The following is a 19,493-nucleotide window of genomic DNA, read 5'->3' as shown; positions in this document are numbered from 1 at the left end:
AAGCGGAAACTGTAGTGGGTGGGTCAGGCGCCGATCTTGACGGTGGCCCGCTCGAGGATCGGCGCGACGTCGACGCCCCTCGGCAGCGTTCCGAACACACTCCCCCAGCTGTTTCCGAGCCGACTCGCGCAGAACGCGTCGGCCACCGCGGGGTGCCCGTAGCGGAGCAACAGCGAGGCCTGCAGAGCGAGCGCCATGTCGCCGACGATCTTTCGTGCCCGGTATTCGATGTCGTCGAAATCGCCGAATGCCACCTGGAGATCCCGCACGGCCTGATCGAAGTGGCCGTCCACTCCACTGGCTCGTTTCAGCTCGTCGAAGAACACCTGCAGTGTTTCGGGTTGCTTGGCCATCGCCCGCAGTGTGTCGAGCGCCGCGACGTTGCCGGAACCCTCCCACACCGAAAGCAGCGGAGCCTCGCGATAGAGGCGCGGCATCCGGGATTCCTCCACGTATCCGTTTCCGCCCAGACACTCGAGTGCCTCGGCAGCGTGGATCGGTCCGCGCTTGCAGACGAAGTACTTACTCACGGCCAACGAAATGCGTCGTAGTGCGCTGGCGTGGGCATCGCCTGCGGTTGCGCGGTCGGTCAGAGCGGCCAGCCACATCGCGACGGTGGTCGACGCTTCCGATTCCACCGCCAGATCTGCCAGAACGTTTCGCATCAAGGGTTGGTCGATCAAGTTGGCGCCGAAAGCACTTCGATGATTCGCGTGGTGAACTGCCTGCATGGTGCCGACGCGCATGCCGGTGGCCGTGCCGATCGTGCAGTCCAACCGGGTCATGTTGACCATCTCGATGATGGTGCGCACGCCCCGGCCTTCCTCGCCGACCATCCATGCGAGAGCGTCGCGGTACTCGACCTCACTACTCGCGTTGGAATGATTGCCCAACTTGTCCTTCAGACGCTGCAGGAACATGTTGTTGAGCGAGCCGTCCGGCAGGACCCGAGGCAGGAAGAAGCACGACAGACCACCCGGTGCCTGGGCGAGGACGAGGAACAAGTCCGACATCGGCGCGGAGGTGAACCACTTGTGGCCCGTCAGCAGGTAGCTGCCGTCGGATTGTGGCACTGCCCTTGTGGTTCCGGCACGAACATCCGAACCGCCCTGTTTTTCCGTCATCGACATACCGGCGATCAATCCGGGTTTGGTGAGGGGAGCTTTCAGCGCCGAATCGTAGTGCCGCGTGGTCAGGAGGGGTTCGTACTGCGCGGCCAGATCCGCGTTGTGCCGCAGCGCGGGGATCACGGCGTACGTCATGGAGATGGGACAGCCGTGGCCGGCATCGGTTTGACCCCACACGGCCATCTTCGCGGCGCGGACGAGGTGTGCGTGTCGATTCGGGTCAACCCACGGAGCGCCGTGCAGTCCCAATTCCACTGCGGTGCTCATGAGTTGGTGATAGGCGGGGTCGTAACGGACCTCGTCGATGCGGTTGCCGTAGCGGTCGTGGGTTCTCAGAACAGGTGGGTGCTCCTCGGCCAGATCGCCCCACTCCTGGGCCTGAGCACTGCCGGCGCGGATCCCGACGCGATGAACCCCCTCGAGTGCGTCCGATGCTCCTTCGCGGTGTAGTGCCTCGAGGATCGGCGCGTATTCGGCTGCGTCGTAATCGATCAGGGGCGGAACCTGATTGGTGACTTCATGCGTGGGTGTCATCGAAGCTCCCTAACGATCGAAGGGTGAAGGCGAGAATGGCGTCGATCGCAGCGGGATCGGTGGTGCCGCCGCGCAGTGGAAGGATCAGGGCCTCGCCGATTGCCCCGACGATGCACGCTGCCGTCAGAGTGGCGTCCTGTGGCGGTATCTCACCGGATTCGACTGCTGAGCGAATTGCGGTGGCCAGGCAATCGCGGAACGATTCGCGAAACATCAACCGCTGTTCGTCGACGAGAGGATCTACCGGTTCCACCAGCAGTGCATAGGCGAGAACCGGTGCGCGCATGGCACGTTCGGCGAAGGTCCGAACCGACGCTGATACAGCGGAGCGGTGGTTGCCTTCCAGATGTCGGGCGCTGTCTCCGGCGTCCCGAGCTGCGGATACCTCACGGCTGCAGACTGATTGGAACACTTCGGCGAACAATTCGCCCTTGCCGTCGAAATGTCGATACAGCGTCCCGGTGCCGACGCCGGCGTTCTTGGCCACCGCGGCGATGGAACATCCCGCATAGCCGTGGGTTGCCACTGCCGTCGTGGCGGCCTCGAGCAGCCGGGCGCGTTGTGCGTCCAATCTTTCCTGTACTGCCGGAGTGCGGCGATAGGCCATGTGAAGAAGTGAACACCCGTTCCGTTCTTGCGTCAAGAGCCCCCACCTGCAGGTTCAGGCAGCAGCGGCGCGAGCCTGTTCCTCGCGCCACCACGCGACGGTCGCTTCGGCGGCCTGATCGAGCGGCGTCGGCGAGAGTCCGAGCAGCACTTCGCTGGCACTCGAGTCCATGACGAACGGCTTGGTGAACTGGTAGTTCATCTCCGCGAGTTCGCGGCTGTCGGTGTTGATCTTGCCGACGGCGTCGAGCACCCAGGCGGGCAGGACACCCACCTTGGCGGGGGATGCCTCGGCGGCGCGGGCGAAGGCCTCGGCGATCTTGCGCTGAGTGAGCGCGGGGCCGGTGGGTGCGTGGAGGACGGAGTTCCAAAGTTCGGGGTTGTGTGCCGCCGCGATCATCGCTGCTGCGAGATCGGGGATGTAGGTGAAGGAGTGCGGCTGATCTGCGGAACCGATGACACGAATCTTCTTACCTGCCATGACTTTCGGAACCATGCGCTCGCCGGCGTGGGCAGTGCGGACGCGGGGACCGAAGAAGTCCGAGGCCACGACGCTGACGGTGGGTGTTGCAGAGGCCTCGCGAGCACGCAGCAGCGCGGTGCGCACTCCGCGCTTGCCACCGGTGGCGTTGCGTGGATCGGATTCGGTCATCAGGGTGTCGGAGTTGTAGGCGTAGAGGCTTTCGGGGAAGACCACGACGGCACCGATGGATGCGGCCGCGTCGAGCACAACCTTCTCGGCCGCCGGGAGTTCGCGCTCCCAATCGGCTGCGTTGTAGGCGGCGTGGATGCAGTGGTAGATGGCCGTGGCGCCCTCGCTGACCGAGCGCAGGGCCTCGGAATCCGAGACGTCGACGCGTCGGCGGTCGATCAGCGGGTGTTCGGGTCCGCTGCCGGACCTGGTCAGGAGACGGACGTTGATTCCCTGCTCGGCGAGCTGTAGCGCGACGGCGGATCCGACAGGTCCTGCTCCGGTGACGATTTCGAGGTTCGACATGGTGTGCTCCTTCTCGTTTCAGGTGAACTGAGAGCACTGCTCTCGTTTTCAAGAATGCACCTGCACCCGAGCGCTGTCAAGAGCAGTGCTCTCTTTTGTTGATACTGCTCTCGGGAATGGGGCAAGATGGACTCATGGTTGGAACTCCCCGTGAGCGGGCGCGCGAACAGACGCTGCAGGACATCACCCGTATCGGACGCGAGCATCTCGCTGCCGTCGGCGCTGCCGCTTTGTCCCTGCGCGCCGTCGCGCGTGACCTGGGAGTCGTGTCCTCAGCGGTATACCGCTATGTCGCCAGTCGGGACGAACTGCTGACCTTGCTGGTGGTCGACGGGTACACGGAACTGGGCGCGGAAGTGGACGCCGCCGTGAATGCCGTTGCAGCAGAGGATTTTCGCGGACAGTTCATTGCTCTCGGGCGCGCCGTTCGCAGCTGGGCGATCCGGGAGCCGGCCCGCTACGGTCTGTTGTTCGGCAGCCCCGTCCCCGGCTACGACGCTCCGGGCGAGCAGACCACCGGCCCCGGCACCCTCGTCGTGACCCGGCTGATCGGGATCATCGACGCCGCCCATCGCGCGGGTTCACTGACGGTGCGAGAGGGTCCGGGCCTGAGTGACACGTTGGCAGCGGACCTCGAGGGAGTGCGGAATGAACTGGGTACCGACCTGCCGCCGGATGCCGCGGTGCGCGCAACTCTCGTCTGGGTATCGCTGTTCGGTTCGGTGAACTTCGAGGTGTTCGGGCAGTACGGAAGCGATACGTTCACCGACGCGAGCGAGATTTTCGAGCGGCATTTGGCACTACTTGCCGATGTGGCGGGTCTGACCTGAACACGCTTGTGTCTCGTTCCTCCGCGCGCAGTTGTCGGTGAGATGATGTTCTTGTGGCGCACGCAGAAGAACCCGAGGATCGAATGGCCTGGATAGAACCGGAGGTTCGTCCGGGCAGTTTGTTGGTGTCGTCGACCGATCTCACGGAACCCGCATTTCGCCGCACCGTCATCTACATGATCGAGCACAACGACGCCGGGAGCCTGGGCGTCGTCGTCAATCGGCCGAGTGAGACGGCCGTGCAGAACGTGTTGCCGCAGTGGTCACCGCTGACCGCGCATCCTTCGGCCCTGTACATCGGTGGACCAGTCAAGCGTGACTCGGCGCTTTGCCTGGGCATCGCTCGCAACGGTGCGCGGATCGACGGCGTCGCCGGCCTGCGGCGGGTGGACGGCAAGGTAGTCATGGTGGATCTGGACTCGGACCCGGAGGTCATTGCTCCTCTGGTCGAAGGGATCCGCATTTTTGCCGGGTACTCGGGTTGGACTCTGGGCCAGCTGGATTCGGAGCTCGAGCGTGAAGACTGGATGGTGATCAGCTCGCTGCCGTCGGATGTGCTGACGCCGCCCCGAGTCGATGTCTGGGCACGGGTGCTACGACGCCAGCCGCTACCCGTGGCGATGCTGGCCAGCCACCCCATCGAGGTGGAACGAAACTGACTTGTCGGAGGTCGATGATATTCCTGTGTCATCGTTTTCGAGAGAGGTGGCAGTAATGCTCGCTGAGCGTCAGATCCAGTGCGCGGATTGTGTTTCGGATGTCGATCACTGCCACGATTCTTTGCTGCGGCATGCCGACGGGTCACTCGAATGCACCGGCGTGAACTGCGTCGACTTGGCATCGGTCCGCCATGCGCTGTCCATCGATTGTGCTGAACTGCAGGGCGGTTGCGGCTGCGTCGACGCGACCCGAGGCGAGTTGCTCGCTAGCTGACGCTGACCGGATCCCGATTCGCGAAGCGTTGCGCCATCGCAGCACAGACGATCAGTTGGATCTGATGGAAGATCATCAGCGGCAACACGATCAGGCCGACGGGCTGGCCCGCGAACAGTACAGCCGCCATCGGTAGGCCCGTTGCCAAGGACTTCTTCGACCCGCAGAAGATGATGACGATCTGATCGGGAAGATCGAACCCGAGCTTGCGCCCCGCGAGAGTGGTCACGCCGAGAACCAGCGCGAGAATCAGGCAGCACACGATTGTGAGGATCACGATCTGCCAGATCGTGATGGTGCTCCAGATCCCCTCTTTCATGCTTTCGCTGAAGGCGGCGAAGACAACGAGGAGGATCGATCCGCGATCGACGTACTTGGTGGGTTCGGCGTACTTCTGCAGCCATCCGATCACCAGCGGGCGGATCAGCTGACCGACGATGAACGGGATCAGCAACTGCACGACGATGTCGAGGATCGACGAGAAGTCGACCGTCGCCTGGCCGGTGGTGTTCATCAGCAGAACCACCAGCAGCGGTGTGACGAAGACGCCGATCAGGTTGGAGAACGACGCACTGACGATCGCGCCCGCGACGTTCCCCTTGGCGATCGAGGTGAACGCGATCGAAGACTGAACCGTCGACGGAACCAGGCACATGTAGAGGATGCCGGTGTAGAGCTCGTCGCTGATCAGCGTCGGTGACAGGAATCGCAGTGCTAGGCCGATCAGTGGGAACAGCACGAACGTCGCGGCGAGGACGACGGTGTGCAGTCGCCAGTGCTTGACGCCCTTCCAGGCTTCCTGCGGCGAGAGCCGTGCGCCGTAGAGCAGGAACAAGAAGCCGATGGCGATCTTGGTGGCCCAGTTCAGAATGCTCTCCGCGGTACCCGATACCGGGAACACACTTCCGAGCACGCCGGCGATGATGATGCCGAGGATGAACCCGTCGATGTAGAACCTACTGAGAAACTTCACCTGGCTAAGGATAACGGCGAGCTTCAGCGGGCTCTCGAGCCCCACGAAGGTTGAAGCCCATCACCGCCAGGCACAGCAGCGTCCCGATGATCGACAGCTCGATGATGGCCGTCTGCATTCCCTGGAGGGTGATGGCGATACCCGCGATGATCGACGGGATCGCCAGTCCCGCGTAGCTGACGGTGAAGAACGCGGCCAGAACTCCGCCGTGGCTCTCGCGGGCGTGGGTCCGGGCGGCGGCGTTGACGCGCTTCATGCCGCCGGCAAACGCCAGACCGTGCCCGGCGCCGACCACGACGGTGATGACGCCAAGCAGTGCCAGGCTCGGGACGAGGTCGACCACGAGGAGGCCGATCATTCCCAGAGCGAGGATTCCCAGGCCGGCGGTGACGGACGTGCGCGGGTCCATGCGGCTTCCGCCGAGTTGCGCGACCACCGAGCAGATCATCACCAGTGCGGCCGCCCCGCCGCCGAGTAGAAGGTTGTCGATGTTCAGCAGGCTGGTCATCCACGACGGGACCACCGACTGGAAGAGCCCGACCGCGCCCCACGACAGCGCGACGGCGAGCGAGCTGAGCCAGAAAGTCTCGCGAATGGCGGCGGGAACATGTGGCATCTGGAAGAACCGCTTCGGGCGTGTGACGTCCCCGATCCGCGGAAGTAGCAGCAACACGATCAGTGCCGGGATGAACGCGACGAGGAAGATCAGATACGGCAACCGCAGCGGTTGTGGAAGGTACTGGGCGATTGCACCGGACACGAGTGGTCCGAGCGCACCGCCCAACGCGCCCGTCACCGTCGATACGAGCGCTGCTCGTCGGTGATCGAACTTCGGTTCCTGCTCCACCAATGCGGCGCTGCCCGCCGCACTGGCCGCGCCCACCGCGATTCCCTGGGCAATCCGGCCGACGAACAACCACACCGTCGCGTCGGCAAATGCCAGAACGAGCGTGCCGACGACGCTCAGAGCGAGTGCAATAAGGAGCACGGTGCGTCGGCCGAGGGCGTCGGACAGCGGTCCGAAGAACAGCAATGCCGGAACGAGGCCGGCGACGTAGACGCCGTAGATCAGCGTCTGGATGGTGGGCGTGAATCCGAACTCGGTCCGGTACAGCCCGTAGACGGAGGTGGGCATGTTCGCGCCCAAGAGGATCACGGTGAGGACGTAGCCCACGCCGTAGAAGTGTCGATTGGTGCGGCGTGTGCGTTCTTCGGTGGCGACAGCTGTGGCGGACGTGGGAAGCCCCTCCTGAAGACAGAGTGCGAAAATACATGGGTCGTCCTACGTATCGTAGGTGAGTGGAATGATCGCCGCTAATGCTGTGAGGATGAGCCGATGACCGTTGTTCGCAAGGAATCCGCGTACGAGCAATCCCTCGACTGGATGCGCACGCAGATCTCCGACGGCGTCTGGACAGTGGGCAATCGTGTTCCGACCGAGCCGGAGCTGATGAGTGTTCTCGGCGTCGGCCGGAACACCGTGCGCGAAGCGATCAAGACATTGACCTCGACGGGAGTTCTCGAGATCCGTCGCGGATCAGGGACCTTCGTGCGCGCTCGGACCGACATCGGCGGACTGCTCGGCAAACACGCGTCCGTCGACGAGATGAAATACGTCTTCGAAGTGCGTCGTGCGCTCGAGATGGAAGCGGTCCGGTTGGCGTGTGAGCGTCGCAGCGACGACGACGTTCGGATACTTCGTGAACTGGCCGCCAAGCGTGATGTCCCAGCGGAGAACTTCGTCGACGTCGATCTCGCGTTTCACATTGCCGTTGTCGATGCCGCCCACAATCCCGTGCTGAAAGATCTGTTTGCCGGAATCCTCGAAACAGTTCGAGCCACCTACGAGGTGACCGAAGGGGTGCATCCGCCGTCGCTGACGTCTTCGCATCATCAGGGAGTTGCCGAAGCCATCGCCGAACGCGATGTCACCAAAGCCAGGGCTGCGGCGTGTGGGTATCTCGAGAAGACTCAGGAAGCGATCGGTTCAGGCTCGGCGGTTAGCGAGTCCGGGCGTCGGCCAATCGATTGAGTGACCCGGCGATGTCTTCGGCTTCGGGTGTCGTGATCGTGAGTCGGTCGCCACAAGCGAACGTGATGACCACCGCTGGCCCGGTGCGGGTGACGACGCCGTAGTTACGACGACCCTTGGTCTTGAGTCCCCAGCCGCCGAAGTCCGCGAACGGTTTGATCTCCGCGACGTCGGCTCCGACAACTTCCTCGATGCCGTAGGTCATCGCAGCCATCCCCATGTTGATCACGCGGATCTCCCGTTCGTCGACGATCACCCGGAAGCGAACCAGGCTGACGACGAGCAGTCCGAGTGCCCCGAAGATGAACAACGGCCAGAGTGACCGCATCGCCAACGCCATGATGACTCCGGGCGCCAGAGTGATCGCAGTGAGGATCACCGAGCCTTTGGTGCTGAATCCGACGTCGTCGGAGATGGGGAGAGGGCAGCTGCTTCGCGGCAACCCGGCCGAGGGTTCGATCGTGGCAAGAGTGCGGACGCGGTAGTCACGCAGGAACGAGGCGCCGATCCACCCCAGCACCCCGCCGACTGCAAAGCCGACACCGATAGACCACAGCGGGAGTGACGTCGTGGACGAATCGGTGACATCGAGTTGGGTGTAGAGCAAAGCGAAGTTCACTGTCGTGATGAGCCCGACCACGCTCAGCCCGACAACCAACATGAAGCGACGCATCATCAACATCGCGGGAGCAAGAGCAGCAATCGCACTCAGGCCGCCACCGAAGAGCAGTGTCAAAAGTGCAATGGTCCAGGCGTTGGCCGACGGGGTGGAGAAGCCGTCCGGCGAGGTGGTGGTCCAGTGAGTCGCGATCTGTTCCGGGAGGCGAGGCTCCCAAAGTTTTGTCAGGACGAAGCCGAAGACCGCACACAACAGCGGAACGACTAGCCCGAATACGACCCCGGCCGGGTCGACCACGCGATGTTTCACGTGAATCAATGAGCCGGCTGGCAAGCATCCTTGAGCGCGCAGGCACCGCAGGAAGCGGTGCCGCAAGCGGCAGCGTTCGCCTTGGCCTCGGAGGTCTCCGCCACCGGCTCGGCGACGGGCTCGGAGTGTCCGCCGCAGTTGCAGTCGTTACCGCATCCGCTCTGCTGCGGGAGCGCGGCGGCTGCGCGGGTGCCGATGCCTCCACCGAAACCGGCAGTGAGGACGGCGACGACGACGGCGATGATCGCGACGGCAATGCCGAAGACTCCGCCGATGGTCAGTGCTGCGACTCCGCCGATGACCAACATTCCAGCGGCCGCGAGCATGGTCGGACCGGCCACCTTGTTGGCGAGGGCGAACGACTCCTCGCTCCGCAGGGAATCCTCGGTGCGGACACCGGCCCAGCGGTTGCGCGGGAGTTTGCCGATCAGTCCGGCGACAGCAACTCCACCGACGGCGACAGCGAGCACGAATAGCACCACAGCGACAACGATCACCCATACAGGATAGGCGCGAGTGGAGTTGATGGTATGCCCGGGTCGTGCAGGCTCTACCCTGGTTATCGGTATTTCCGTCAGCCAAGTAGATAGCGACCACAGTGACCGAGTCTCCGCAGTCCCCCGATTCACCAGCCGACGCAACTCCGCAGCACCGCTACACCGCGGAGCTCGCCGGCCAGATCGAGCAGCACTGGCAGGACCGCTGGAGTGAGGAAGGCACGTTCAACGCGCCCAATCCGGTCGGTCCGCTCTCCTCGCCCGACGGTGTTCCCGCCGACAAGCTCTTCGTGCAGGACATGTTCCCGTACCCCTCGGGTTCGGGCCTGCATGTCGGTCACCCGCTCGGATACATCGCTACGGACGTCTTCGCGCGCTTCCATCGCATGCAGGGGCGCAATGTCCTGCACACCCTCGGCTACGACGCGTTCGGTCTCCCGGCCGAGCAGTACGCCGTGCAGACGGGTACCCACCCGCGGACGACCACCGAGTCCAACATCGCCAACATGAAGCGCCAGCTGCGACGCCTGGGTCTGGGCCACGACGAGCGTCGTAGTCTCGCGACGACGGATGTCGACTTCTACCACTGGACGCAGTGGATCTTCCTGCAGATCCATGGCGCCTGGTACGACAAGGAAGCCGGCAAGGCGCGTCGTATCTCCGAGTTGGAAGCCGAGTTCGATTCCGGTGAGCGCGCTCTGGAAGACGGACGCGAGTGGGCTTCGTTGGACGTGGCCGCGAAGGCCAAGGTTCTGGACTCGTACCGCCTTGTCTACCAGTCGGATTCGATGGTCAACTGGTGCCCCGGTTTGGGTACCGTCCTGGCCAACGAGGAAGTCACCGCCGACGGTCGTAGTGACCGCGGAAACTTCCCAGTCTTCCGTAAGCATCTCCAGCAGTGGATGATGCGCATCACCGCGTACTCCGATCGCCTGGTCGACGACCTCGAGTACTTGGATTGGCCGGACAAGGTCAAGGCCATGCAGCGCAACTGGATCGGACGCTCGTACGGTGCCGAAGTTACCTTTGCTGCAGGCGAGTACGGCGTCGATGTGTTCACTACCCGTCCGGACACGCTGTTCGGCGCCACCTACGTGACGCTGGCTCCTGAGCACGACTTGGTGGACAAGCTCGTCGCGGACGAGTGGCCCGAAGGTGTCGACGCGCGCTGGACTGGCGGTGCCACGACTCCGGCGGAAGCTGTTGCTGCATACCGTAAGTCGATTGCCGCCAAGACCGACCTGGAGCGCCAGGAAAACAAGGAGAAGACGGGCGTCTTCCTCGGTTCCTACGCCGTCAATCCGGTCAACGGACACAAGGTTCCGATCTTCATCGCCGACTACGTTCTGACGGGTTACGGCACCGGTGCGATCATGGCAGTTCCGGGACACGATCACCGTGACTGGGAGTTCGCGAACGCGTTCGGTCTGGATATTCTCGAAGTTATTGCCGGTGGCAATGTTTCGGAGGCTGCGTACTCCGGTGACGGCCCGCTGGTGAACTCCGACTACCTCGACGGGCTGGACGTTGCCGAGGCCAAGGCGACCGTCATCAGTCGCCTCGAGGAGAGCGGCCAGGGCAAGGGCACCATCCAGTACAAGCTGCGCGACTGGCTTTTCGCGCGTCAGCGTTACTGGGGCGAGCCCTTCCCGATCGTCTACGACGCGGACGGCAACGCACACGCTCTGCCGGATTCGGCTCTGCCCGTAGTGCTTCCGGAGGTCGAGGACTACGCACCGGTGTCCTTCGATCCGGACGACGCCAACTCCGAGCCCTCTCCCCCGCTGAACAAGGCGACCGACTGGGTCAACGTCGAGCTCGATCTCGGTGACGGTCTGCAGACCTACCACCGCGACACCAACGTCATGCCGCAGTGGGCAGGTAGCTCGTGGTACCAGCTGCGCTACATCGACCCCACCAACCAGGACGCCTTCTGCGACCCGCAGAACGAGGCGTACTGGACGGGCCCGCGTCCGGAACTGCACGGCCCCAACGATCCCGGTGGAGTCGACCTGTACGTCGGCGGCGTCGAGCACGCAGTGCTGCACCTGCTGTACTCGCGCTTCTGGCACAAGGTTCTGTTCGACCTGGGCTACGTGTCCTCGAGCGAGCCGTACCGTCGCCTCTACAACCAGGGCTACATCCAGGCATTCGCGTACACCGATGCCCGCGGCGTCTACGTGCCGGCAGATGAGGTCGTCGAGCGTGACGGCAAGTTCTTCTTCGAGGGCGCCGAGGTCAACCGCGAGTACGGCAAGATGGGCAAGAGCCTCAAGAATGCCGTTGCGCCGGACGAGATCTGCGCCGAGTTCGGTGCAGACACCTTGCGTGTGTACGAGATGTCGATGGGCCCGCTGGACACCTCGCGTCCGTGGGCTACCAAGGACGTCGTCGGTGCTGCGCGATTCCTGCAGCGAGTGTGGCGCGTCGTCATCGACGAAGAGACTGGCAAGCCCCGTGTCACCGACGAAGCTCCTGGTGAAGAGACTTTGCGTGCGCTCAACAAGGCGATTTCCGGTGTCATCGAGGATTACACGGCGCTGCGCGACAACACGGCCGCCGCGAAGCTGATCGAGTACAACAACCACCTCACCAAGGCGTTCCCGGGCGGTGCGCCGCGTGCTGCTGTCGAGCCGCTGGTGCTGATGCTCGCTCCCCTGGCGCCGCACCTCGCGGAAGAGCTGTGGTCGCGTCTGGGTCACACGGAATCCCTTGCGCACGGACCCTTCCCGGCAGTCGAGGAGAAGTGGCTCGTCGAGGATACCGTCGAGTACCCGATCCAGGTCAACGGCAAGGTTCGTAGCCGCATCAGCGTCCCGGCGGATGCCGATCGCAAGGCTGTCGAAGAGATTGCGCTGGCCGACGAGAAGATCGTCGCTCTGCTCGAGGGCAACGCACCCCGCAAGGTGATCGTTGTGCCGGGCAAGATGGTGAACATAGTTCTGTAGGGCCTTCGGCCCCTGTGCGCCGTTTTGGTAGTTATCGCTACCGAAACGGCGCACAGTCGTTTCTGGGGATGATTCCCGACGTTGACACCGAGGGGGGAACCTCAAAGGCGGGATCGTCAAGTACGGTGTGGTCGGTATTTCGAAGATGGGAATGGCTCCACGTTCAAGTTCGAACCGAAAATCGTTGCCGTTGCTCATAATCCAAGGCCAGGTTCGAGTTTGTGACGCCAATCAGTCGTTGTCCTGAATGTCCCGCTCCACGGAACATTTGGTAGCGCGTGTTCGATGTGAGGGCTGTGATGCACGTAACACGTTGCCGAGAGCGGTAGCTGTCGTTCCACTGCACTTCCCCGCAAGGCCCCCGTCGGCGGTATTCGACAGGGGGTCAATCGAATTTGTAGGTGTCCCGAAAGGATCTTCCAGCCATGGCGTCTCACGTCCACAGCTCCGGTTCGTCTCCTAGTGCGCCCGAACCGACATCGATACCGGAGCGTTGGACTCCGCGACTGGTGTTCTCTCTGGCGTCGATCGTTCTACTTCTCGAGATGCTCGCGGTGAGCTACATGATGATTTCCACTGCGCTGCCGGCCATCTCGGCGCATTATCAAACGACGCAGGGAGCTTGGCTGCTCACGTCGTTCTTGCTGCTGGGGGCGGTCGCGTCTCCTCTGCTCGGAAAGCTCGCCGACATGTACGGCAAGCGAAAAGTTCTGCTCTTGGCGGTCGCCGGCGCAGCGGTCGGATCCTTCATTTCGGCGGTTGCGCCGAGCTATGCCGTCCTGATTCTGGGCCGGTCATTGACGGGTCTGCTCGTTCCCTGCCTCTTCCTGAGCTACTCCCTCATTCGAGATGTCTTCCCGCCGAAAACTGTTGCGCTGGCAGTCAGTATCGCGACTTCCGGTATGGGTCTGATCGCGATTCCGGCGCCGTTCGTCTCCGGTTGGTTGATCGACAACCACGGGTTCCGGAGCATCTTCTGGTTCTTTGTCGTCGGGCTGGTTCTCCTCGGCGGCATGATCTTCGCTTCGACGGCGGAATCGACTGTCCGACTTCGCGCTTCGCTGGACCTGATCGGCGCGGTACTGCTCGGATCGGGCATCGCCGGAATTCTGATCGGCGTCAGCTTCGGACCGACCTGGGGCTGGAAGAACGGTTCGACACTGGCCTACCTGATCGGCGGCGTCGCACTGTTGGTGGCTTGGGTTGCCTCTGCCCGAGCCATCCGCGAGCCCTTGATCGACCTGCGCTACTTCGGCAAGCGTTCGGTGATGCTCACCGCCGTCGGTGCCGGTTTCTGCTACGGCGCATCGGGAGTCTTCACGATTTTGCTGCCGATGATGGTGATGACCCCCGCAGTTCTCGGCCTGGGATACGGATTCGGCGTGACGGCAGAGGGATTCGCGATCTTCCAGGCGCCCCTTGGCGGCATGGTGGTGGTCGGTGGTTTGATCGTGGGCTTCCTCGTGGGGCGCAACATCCGGCCCCGTCTGCTGATGATCATCGGAATGATCCTCATGGCAGTCGGATTCACGTTGACGGCCACCATTCACGACAACAAGCCTCTGCTCATCATCTTTGCCGGAATCTTCGGTGTCGGTATGGGTATGGGCTACGCCTCCATCCCGAACCTGCTCATCGAGGCAGTGCCGCCGCAGTTGCAGGCAACCACGGCGAGCATGGTTGCGGTCTTCCAGAGCATCTTCCCCGCAGTGCTTCCCGTCATCGCCTTCACGGTCTTGAACTCGCACATCGCGATGGCGATGGAGGGCGCTGTCTTCTACACCGACGAGGGCATGCGTATCGCGTTCCTGATCGGTGCTGCTGCAGCAGTTCTCGGCGCGATCGCGGCCGTGTTCCTGCCGCGAAACATCGTCCAGATCGGCGCAGAAGACGGTGTGCAGCAGGAGACGTCCCTCCTCCCGGCTCACTGATCACACGATGATGTGCGGCTACTGGCCAACGTCCGTAGCCGCACATCGCCGTGGTGCACTTCGACGTCATGCAAGATGAATCTCCTGCAGAGAGATCTCACCCCGCAGCGGACGCTCTGCGACCTGTGCCAGATCAGATACGAATGTGTCCGCGATCGATCGGGTGGTGGTGAGTTGTACCGACAGAACATTGTTCGCTTGACTGCACACAGTTGCGCCGTGCCGGTACGCCACCAGCGCCACTGGATCGACGCGTTGGAAAGTCGCGGTGACGTGTAGGCCGACCTGTGGTGTCACCGGAACGAACGGGCCGTGGTCCGTCTTGATGCGAACTATCCCGATGATCTTGTTGAGACGCTTGATCAACATGGCGTCGGAGATCGTTGCCGGGCAACGGTACGCGATCGACATTCCGGTGACTCCCGGCGATGTCACGGATACCCATGTAGACAGGCTGACGACCTCGACGCCGAGCTTCCACCCCAGCGACGAAATACGTGCGAGAACCGCCGCGGTATCGTGGCATTCGACCACCATGGTGCCCACCCGACTCGTATCGGTGCCCACCCGATCCGCTTCACCCATTTCCTCGACCTCCTCCGCCTAGAGAGGAAGTCCGGGCGCATCGACCCCGATGATTCTCGATCCCCGGAAGAAGTCGAGAAGCTCTGCGTTGCCGTGTGCGCCGATACCGCTTCCGCCCCAGAAACTCTGGGTCGAGTGGTCGTCTAGGTCCAGGAGGCTGGTGCTGTTGATCTTGTTCTCACCGCAATCGATTCGGGTCGCAAGTTCACGAGCGGCGTCGACGTCGGCGCCGAACACGTATCCGGCCAGGCCGGTATCGAGAGCGTTGGCCTCGAGCAGAGCTTCCTCGTCGGTTGATGCTCGGTGCACCGTCAGGATCGGCCCGAAGGTCTCCGATTTGGTCTGCTCCGACGAGATTCCGTGCACCACTGTCGGTGGGAAGAACCATCCGGAATCGTCAGGCACGGGGGTGCTCGAGACGGCCGTGCCGCCCACGCCACGGAGGAACTCGACGGTGTCCCGCATCCGTTGGAGTTGAGGCTCGTTCGCCTGCGGACCCATCGTGGTGTTGGCGTCATCGGTTCGGCCGAGTGCGATTTCGGCCGTGCGGTCGAGTATTGCGTCGACAAGCCGGTCGTGAAGGTGCGGCGGCACGAAGACGCTTCCCGGACTCTCACACCATTGCCCGTTAAGTTTGGTGAACCCGTCGACGAGTGCGGTGGCAGTCAGATCGATGTCGGCGTCGGCGCGGATGATCACGGGGTTGTTGCTGCCGAGCTCGAGTTGAAGAGCCTTGAAATCGGTAGAAGCTGCAGCGGCGATGGAACTACCGGCCGCTCGGCCGCCGGTGAACGCCAGTGCTCGGATTCGTCGATCGGAGGCCAGTAGATGCCCGACGTCCCCGCCTCCGTGAACGAGTTGAAACAGAGCTTTCGGCGCGTCGACTTCGGCGATGGCACGTGAGATCGCCTCGGCAAGCACGTTGGGTCCTGACGGAGCCCAGTTGGAGGGCTTGGCGATGACCGGAGCACCTGCGGCCAAAGCGAATGCGGTCTTCTTGGCGGTGATGAAGCTCGGTGCGTTCCACGGTGCGATCACAGCGGTCGGGCCCCACGCCAGCCGACGTAATTGTGCACCTGACGCCAGCTGCTCGAACCCGGAGGAGTTCTTCAGATGCGTTGCAGCACTGCGGAACAGATCGGGAAGTCCGCCGGCGAAAAGTGTGCTGATCGAAAGCGGAAGGCCGTTGTTCTTGGAGTCCTCACGAGCGATCGCCGCAGTCCGTTCTTCGACAAGTTCAGCCGTTCTCTCGAGTAGGCGCACCCGGTCGGCGACCGATCGACGGGTCCAGACACCCGATCGGTGAAGTTCTGTCGCGGCGGTGATCGCCCTCTCCGCCTGTTCGGTGGAGGACGAGAGTTGGGCTTGCAGTTTCTCTCCGGTGTCGGGATCGGTGAGAAATTCGCCGAGGTCGATAGCCGGTGTTTCGACGTTTCCGTCGATCGTGTTGTTCTGGGGCACGAGTGAGCATGAAGTGGTCATGACTGTCCTTCGTGGCGAAATCGTTTGTAGGTCAGATGTTGTCGAGGTAGCGTTCGCGTTCCCAGTCGGTGACCGCGGACATGAAGGAATCCCATTCGTCCTTGGCGACCGCCGCATAGTGCGATACGACCTCGGCGCCGAACGCCGCGAGTGCGAACTCACTGGCCTCGAGCGCACGCGCCGCTTCGTCCAGTGTGCCGGGCAGCGGTTGTTGCTTCACCTTCTCGAGTGTGTCTGTGTCGCTGTACCCGTCGCGTCGTACCGGTGCGCCGGGATCGAGCTTTCGTGTCAGACCGTCGTTCATCGACGCCAGAACGGCGGCGAGTGCGAGATACGGATTTGCGTCCGCCCCTGGCAGTCTCATTTCGAGACGGTTGGCGGACGGTGCACCGGTGATGAGTCGGCAGGTGGTAGTCCTGTTGTCGAAACCCCAGGTCAAGCCGTTCCCCGAGAAATCGTGGCTGGCTCTGGTGCGGCGCATCGAGTTGATGGTCGGCGTGTAGAACAGCATGAGTTCCGGGCAGTGCTCGAGAACTCCGCCGACGGCGTGCAGCAGCTCGGCGCTCGCGGTGTTTTCTGCGCTTTCGTCGTGGAATGGGAAGGTGTCGTCGCTCCGCATGGACGCGTGAATATGACACGACGAGCCCATGCCGTCGGTGCTCGGACGTGCCATGAAGGTAGCAGTGAGCCCTTCTGCCGCAGCGACGTCGTGGACGACCTGCTTGAATAGCACATGGCGGTCGGCCATCTCGAGGGCGGTTCCGTATTCGAGGTTGATCTCCCACTGGCCCAGGCCGTATTCGACCTGAGAGACCTCCACGGGAATCGCGCTCTCCTCCAACGCGGTTCGTACCTTGCGGAAGAAAGGTTCCATCGCGTTGCCGGCGGTGATGGTGTAATCCGAGGGCACCAGGGTGGTGGGTTCGAGATCCCGATAGCCGCTGCGCCGCAATGCGTCGGGGGCACCTCGGTAGAGGTGGAACTCGAGTTCCGTTGCCGCGTAGACGGTGTGGCCGTCAGCTTCGAGCTTGTCGATCTGTTTGCGCAGGATCGTGCGCGGTGCGATCGGGACCATCTCGCCGGTATGTTCGTCGACCGAGTCAGCGATGACGATGGCAGTGGACTCGAGCCACGACGCGCGTCGCAGTGTTCCCAGGTCAGGTTGCAGGCGGAAGTCATGCCAGCCGGTGTGTCCGCCGGCGTAGTCGACAACGAGTTTGTCCATGCGTTGGCTGGCATCCCAGGCATACACACAGGTGCACACATGCAGACCCTCGTCGATGTTCGCGAGGAAAATTCGCGTCGGGACTCGTTTGCCGATCAACCGTCCGTAGAGGTCGATACCGGCGATGAGGACGGTGTCGATGTCGGACTCGGCGAGCTCGGCCGTGGTGAGCCGGCCTTTCATCGGGCAAGCCATCCGCCGTCGACGGGCAGCTGGACTCCACTGATGTAGGAGGCGTCGTCGGAGAGCAGGAAGGAGACTGCAGCACCCATGTCCTCGGGGCGGCCGACGCGCGGCACCAGGAGCCTGGACTTCATGAAGTCGAGAACTTCGCCGGAGGAGACGTCGATGCCAGGCAGGAAGGCGGTGGGGACCGGCCCGGGGGCGATCGCGTTGACTCGTACGTTGTACCGCGAGAGTTCGACGGCCAGAGCCTTCGTCAGCATCTTCACTCCACCCTTCGACGCGTTGTAGTGGACCTGTGCGAAGCCCTGGGAGGACACGACAACGTCCGCTTCCACCGTCGACAAGTTCACCACAGCGCCGCTGTTGCCGTCGCGGAAGTACGGGGTGGCGATCTGCGTGACGATGAACATGCCCTTGAGATTGACGTCGAGGACGAGGTCCCACTCTTCGTCGGTGAGGTTCTCGAGAGAACTCATCGTGATCAGGCCGGCGTTGTTGACGAGGTAGTCGAAGCGTCCCCATTCGGCGACGGTGGCTTCGAAAGCGGCGCTCACGGCGGCGCGGTCGCGCACATCGGCCTCAAGGGCGAGCGCGGGTGTGCCGTACTGCGATTCGATCAGTGCGACGGTCTCCTTTGCACTTTCGATGTGAAGGTCCACGACCGCGACGCGGGCACCGTCGGAGGCGAGGCGCAGCGCGATGCCGCGGCCGATTCCGGAGCCTGCACCGGTGATCAGGGCAACCTTGTTCTCATGCGTACGTGACATTGTTGTCTTCCATTCTGTGATGATCGATCTGGTGAGAAGAATTGGTCCGACGGGAGGTTGCAGCGTCGACGAGCCACGCGAAGAGCGGATCGATGTCGGCGAAGAATTCGGGGTGCCACTGCACGCCCACCACGGGGCGATCGTCGGCCTGGATGGCTTCGGCGACGCCGTCGAGCGCGCGTCCGACGATCCGAAGCCCGCTCCCCGGGGTGTCCACGGCTTGGTGGTGAAGGCTGTTCACGTGAATGCTGTTGCCGAACAGACTGTGTGGGACGGAACCGGATTCCAGAGCGACCTGTTGCGGTCGGTACGAACGCGGATAACCGAAGAAGCTGTGTGCCTCACCGGCGTCGGTCGGAAGGTCGGCAATCAGAGTGCCCCCGCGGGCGACGTTGACGACCTGGTGTCCTCGACATACACCCAGGATCGGCAGTCCGATTTCCCAGGCTGCATCGACCAGGGCGAACTCGAATTCGTCCCGAGCGGGGTCGATCATCGAGGAGTTTGGTCCGGGGGTGCGGCCGTATCGCCTGGGGTCCACGTCGGAACCACCGCTGAGGACGAGGGCATCGAGATGCTCGACGATTCGGCGCGGATCACTGTGGATGCTCAGCAGGATCGGTTGACCACCGGCAGCGCGGATTTTCGAGGGAAAATCGGTGAAGAACATTTCCATCAACGCGTCGCCGACGACGTTGGGTAGTGACGGCCCGCCGCGGTCGACGCGGCCGGTGACTCCGATCAGGGGCATGGCGGGGAGTGCCTCCGCCGTCATCGTGAATTGGGTCATAGGAGCGAGCATAGAACCATTGAATGGCTTTTCGCTAGAGTTTGGCTTGTAAAGTTGGGGTAACGGGTTCGAAGTGCCGCGCGCTGCTGTATCTATTCAAGGACAGTTGCGAATGGGAGCGT

General features: G+C 63.0%; 17 protein-coding genes. 5 read left to right on the top strand and 12 right to left on the bottom strand.

The window, feature by feature from the left end; all coding sequences use genetic code 11:
* Positions 1 to 23 precede the first annotated feature (23 nt).
* Genes AOT96_RS10305 through AOT96_RS10295 form a run of 3 tightly spaced genes read right to left on the bottom strand, consistent with a single transcriptional unit; the run spans position 24 to position 3,264 of the window.
* On the bottom strand, positions 24 to 1,661 hold the full coding sequence (locus AOT96_RS10305; protein ID WP_065351684.1) for an acyl-CoA dehydrogenase family protein: 1,638 nt from the start codon (positions 1,659 to 1,661) through the stop codon (positions 24 to 26).
* Positions 1,645 to 2,268: a TetR/AcrR family transcriptional regulator gene (locus AOT96_RS10300; protein WP_042924289.1), complete on the bottom strand. Its 624-nt coding sequence runs from the start codon at positions 2,266 to 2,268 to the stop codon at positions 1,645 to 1,647. Before AOT96_RS10300 ends, AOT96_RS10305 begins: the two co-directional genes overlap by 17 nt.
* A 54-nt stretch (positions 2,269 to 2,322) precedes the next feature.
* On the bottom strand, positions 2,323 to 3,264 hold the full coding sequence (locus tag AOT96_RS10295; RefSeq protein WP_054827742.1) for an NAD-dependent epimerase/dehydratase family protein: 942 nt from the start codon (positions 3,262 to 3,264) through the stop codon (positions 2,323 to 2,325).
* Between the two features lie 134 nt (positions 3,265 to 3,398).
* Between AOT96_RS10295 and AOT96_RS10290 the strand changes: the two genes are divergently transcribed.
* Both AOT96_RS10290 and AOT96_RS10285 read left to right on the top strand, forming a co-directional pair.
* Positions 3,399 to 4,094: a TetR/AcrR family transcriptional regulator gene (locus tag AOT96_RS10290; RefSeq protein ID WP_003942494.1), complete on the top strand. Its 696-nt coding sequence runs from the start codon at positions 3,399 to 3,401 to the stop codon at positions 4,092 to 4,094.
* 53 nt (positions 4,095 to 4,147) lie between these two features.
* Positions 4,148 to 4,753 carry a YqgE/AlgH family protein gene (locus tag AOT96_RS10285; RefSeq protein ID WP_003942572.1) on the top strand — a complete coding sequence of 202 codons (606 nt, stop codon included), beginning with the start codon at positions 4,148 to 4,150 and terminating at the stop codon, positions 4,751 to 4,753.
* A gap of 266 nt (positions 4,754 to 5,019) precedes the next feature.
* Here AOT96_RS10285 and AOT96_RS10275 read toward each other — a convergent pair whose 3' ends face one another.
* Positions 5,020 to 6,000: a bile acid:sodium symporter family protein gene (locus tag AOT96_RS10275; RefSeq protein ID WP_003942582.1), complete on the bottom strand. Its 981-nt coding sequence runs from the start codon at positions 5,998 to 6,000 to the stop codon at positions 5,020 to 5,022.
* Positions 6,001 to 6,004: 4 nt separating this feature from the next.
* Entirely contained in the window at positions 6,005 to 7,174 is a 1,170-nt protein-coding gene (locus tag AOT96_RS10270; protein ID WP_065351682.1) for an MFS transporter, read from the bottom strand.
* A gap of 162 nt (positions 7,175 to 7,336) precedes the next feature.
* On the opposite strand from AOT96_RS10270, the gene AOT96_RS10265 reads away from it, so the two are divergent.
* Positions 7,337 to 8,032, top strand: coding sequence for a FadR/GntR family transcriptional regulator (locus tag AOT96_RS10265; RefSeq protein WP_007729102.1), 696 nt, complete (start codon positions 7,337 to 7,339; stop codon positions 8,030 to 8,032).
* Here AOT96_RS10265 and AOT96_RS10260 read toward each other — a convergent pair.
* Together AOT96_RS10260 and AOT96_RS10255 are read right to left on the bottom strand one after the other, a co-directional pair.
* The gene (locus tag AOT96_RS10260; RefSeq protein WP_231917427.1) at positions 8,001 to 8,960 is read right to left on the bottom strand and encodes a DUF1648 domain-containing protein; all 960 of its coding nucleotides are present in this window, start codon (positions 8,958 to 8,960) and stop codon (positions 8,001 to 8,003) included. The two genes, AOT96_RS10265 and AOT96_RS10260, sit on opposite strands and share 32 nt — an antisense overlap.
* 5 nt (positions 8,961 to 8,965) lie before the next feature.
* Positions 8,966 to 9,457: an SdpI family protein gene (locus AOT96_RS10255; RefSeq protein ID WP_065351680.1), complete on the bottom strand. Its 492-nt coding sequence runs from the start codon at positions 9,455 to 9,457 to the stop codon at positions 8,966 to 8,968.
* A gap of 101 nt (positions 9,458 to 9,558) precedes the next feature.
* Between AOT96_RS10255 and leuS the strand changes: the two genes are divergently transcribed.
* On the top strand, positions 9,559 to 12,405 hold the full coding sequence (leuS, locus tag AOT96_RS10250) for a leucine--tRNA ligase (protein ID WP_065351679.1): 2,847 nt from the start codon (positions 9,559 to 9,561) through the stop codon (positions 12,403 to 12,405).
* Positions 12,406 to 12,830: 425 nt separating this feature from the next.
* Complete coding sequence (locus tag AOT96_RS10245) at positions 12,831 to 14,336, top strand: MFS transporter (protein WP_065351678.1); 1,506 nt, start codon at positions 12,831 to 12,833, stop codon at positions 14,334 to 14,336.
* Positions 14,337 to 14,402: 66 nt separating this feature from the next.
* Here the strand turns inward: AOT96_RS10245 and AOT96_RS10240 are convergent, their stop codons facing one another.
* From AOT96_RS10240 to AOT96_RS10220, 5 genes are read right to left on the bottom strand one after another with little or no spacing between them, the layout of a single operon-like run.
* Positions 14,403 to 14,921, bottom strand: coding sequence for a hypothetical protein (locus AOT96_RS10240; RefSeq protein WP_065351677.1), 519 nt, complete (start codon positions 14,919 to 14,921; stop codon positions 14,403 to 14,405).
* Between the two features lie 18 nt (positions 14,922 to 14,939).
* Complete coding sequence (locus tag AOT96_RS10235; RefSeq protein WP_065351676.1) at positions 14,940 to 16,403, bottom strand: aldehyde dehydrogenase family protein; 1,464 nt, start codon at positions 16,401 to 16,403, stop codon at positions 14,940 to 14,942.
* Between the two features lie 31 nt (positions 16,404 to 16,434).
* Entirely contained in the window at positions 16,435 to 17,811 is a 1,377-nt protein-coding gene (locus AOT96_RS10230) for a glutamine synthetase family protein (protein WP_030537473.1), read from the bottom strand.
* A complete protein-coding gene (locus tag AOT96_RS10225) occupies positions 17,808 to 18,581 on the bottom strand; it encodes an SDR family NAD(P)-dependent oxidoreductase (RefSeq protein ID WP_021332597.1) in 774 nt (257 codons plus the stop codon). The genes AOT96_RS10230 and AOT96_RS10225 overlap by 4 nt, the downstream gene beginning before the upstream one ends.
* A complete protein-coding gene (locus tag AOT96_RS10220; RefSeq protein ID WP_231917426.1) occupies positions 18,565 to 19,371 on the bottom strand; it encodes a gamma-glutamyl-gamma-aminobutyrate hydrolase family protein in 807 nt (268 codons plus the stop codon). Before AOT96_RS10220 ends, AOT96_RS10225 begins: the two co-directional genes overlap by 17 nt.
* Positions 19,372 to 19,493 lie beyond the last annotated feature (122 nt).

The sequence above is a fragment of the Rhodococcus sp. 008 genome (assembly GCF_001682295.1).
Classification (GTDB): domain Bacteria; phylum Actinomycetota; class Actinomycetes; order Mycobacteriales; family Mycobacteriaceae; genus Rhodococcus_F; species Rhodococcus_F qingshengii.
The sequence above is the reverse complement of the archived record's forward strand: the minus strand, read 5'-3'. Positions and strand labels throughout refer to the sequence as shown.